The following is a 1,922-nucleotide window of genomic DNA, read 5'->3' as shown; positions in this document are numbered from 1 at the left end:
GCATGCGCCCGGTCGCTTGGATGCACGGCGACATCCACGATCTCCAGCCCGCTCACGCCCCCTTGGGCTTCGGCGAAGCTGCAGGCTGCGTCGGCCCCGAGCTTCAGACCACGGAGCGTGCCGGCCATCAGCGTGCCGTTGCCGAACAAGCCCAGCATGGGATCTTCCATGCCGCCGTAGCCAACAGCCTCTTCGCAGATCAATGACCAATGCCTGCCCCCATCCCGCGTCACCAAGAGCCCGTAGGTCGCGCGCACGATCAAGTGCTCGGGGTCGCGCCGATCCTCGATCACCTGCTGCGACGCCGGGTAGCGCCCGTTGGCGACCGCGACCTGCGGCAGACACGCGCTAACGAGCAGGCAGGCGGTAGCCCACGCCTGCATCGCCGACACAGTCCTGGGTGGCGGGCTGCGAGGGTACCAACCCTTCCCATCCGCTCTAGGGAGCACAGAACTGCAAGCAATGGCCAAAGTTGGAGCAGGATGGCATGGCGAGCAGGAAGCATGTCGGTTTGCCACACGAGGGGGGCCCTGACATTCCCCGCAGGACACAAATAGGTCGAGGTCCTAGACGGGCGATCGTCCTGCATTCAAACTCCTGCGGACAGGGGGCCAAGCCCCAGCCGCCCGTGCTCGGGAAGCCCCCTTGCCCGCCTTGAGCAGCTCCTCCACCGACACCGGCCATACCGCCGCCAACACCGCCCCGACCACCAAGACCGCCCCAGCCAGCTCGACCGCCCATGCCGCCGAGGCCACCTTGCCCCCCGAAGCCACCCAGTCCTCTCACGCCGGCGCCACCCGCGACACCGCCTGTGGCGTTCACACCGCCCGTGGCGCTCACACCCCCTTGACCGCCCAAGCCGGCCCATCCGGCTCGGCCTCCTATGCCGCCGGCGCCGGCCTGCCCCCCGAAGCCACCCCGGCCCGCGGCGCCGGCCACCGCCCCGCTGCCGCCGGTAGCGCCGCGGGTGCCGCCCATGCCGCCCCCCGCCGTGCCGCCCGCTCCCGGACGGCTGACCGTTCTGCCCCCGCAGGCTCCGAGCAGCAGCGCAGAGCCCGCTAGCAGCGAGAGCAACGAGCAGGACGTTGGGGTGTGTCGTGCTTCGTGCGAAGACATCGCAGGAGCTCCTTTCGCTCGTGGTCGCAGCCGGGGGCTAACACTGGCCGCGAGCCTAGGGGTTGGTGGGAATCCCGGCGGCCGGGAAGTTCCCGACAGCCCCGCTTCCGTTCGCGTAGATGAAGCCGTCGTTGGTCCCTTCCACCGAGTAGAAGAGCGAGTAGATGTCGCTCGAGCCACCGGTCACCATGATGTCGAGCCTGAGCGGCTGGCCGGCGGAGGCACACGCAACATCGAGCGGGACGTTTATGGTGATCCCGCCGCCGAGGGGAGTAAACTCAATCCGTTTGTCGAGAATCGTCCCAGCCCGGCAGCGCGTGGGACCCTTCGCCGCGTAGCGCTAACGCAACAAGTTCAGATCGAGCAACTGCTCGAGACCCTGAAGCACAAGTGCCGAGAGCTTGAGGAGTTCAAGACAGGTACCATCGCGGCGCAGCTGGGCATCCATCACGACGCGGTCCAACGCGCGATCGGTCGGCTCGGCCCCGCACCCAAGAACAGGCCCGCGGTCCGCAGTGTGCTCCAACCGATGGCGTCTCAACATGCATGGCTCGGTCGAAGCCAGGCCTTTGTACTGAGAATCTTGGAAACGCTTACTTCCGTATCGGCCGCTTGGCCGCGTCGGGGTTGGGTGTAAAGTTGTGTGTCGTGTCGGGCATCGCGTACCAGTAGCAGCCCACGACGTACTCCAACTCGCGGTTGGACATCGCCTCCATGTCCAGCTTCATGGACGTGTTAAACGGCATCGTGTCCAACGATCGGCTGCGGGTCTGGGTTGAGTAGCCGTAGCAGTTGTCGACCGGTGC

Annotated in this window: 4 protein-coding genes; all 4 read right to left on the bottom strand. The window is 67.0% G+C overall.

What is annotated here, in order from left to right:
- On the bottom strand, positions 1-383 hold a 383-nt coding region (locus MJD61_11010; protein MCG8555798.1), incomplete at its 3' end, for a hypothetical protein.
- A gap of 55 nt (positions 384-438) precedes the next feature.
- Positions 439-1,116 (bottom strand): hypothetical protein, encoded by a 678-nt coding sequence (locus MJD61_11005; GenBank protein ID MCG8555797.1) that lies wholly within the window; start codon positions 1,114-1,116, stop codon positions 439-441.
- Between the two features lie 340 nt (positions 1,117-1,456).
- A complete protein-coding gene (locus tag MJD61_11000) occupies positions 1,457-1,660 on the bottom strand; it encodes a hypothetical protein (protein ID MCG8555796.1) in 204 nt (67 codons plus the stop codon).
- A gap of 49 nt (positions 1,661-1,709) precedes the next feature.
- A partial coding sequence (locus MJD61_10995) for a hypothetical protein (GenBank protein ID MCG8555795.1) occupies positions 1,710-1,922 on the bottom strand: 213 nt, incomplete at its 5' end.

The sequence above is a fragment of the Pseudomonadota bacterium genome, from assembly GCA_022361155.1.
In the GTDB taxonomy this organism is placed as follows: Bacteria; Myxococcota_A; Polyangia; order Polyangiales; family JAKSBK01; genus JAKSBK01.
The sequence above is the reverse complement of the archived record's forward strand: the minus strand, read 5'-3'. Positions and strand labels throughout refer to the sequence as shown.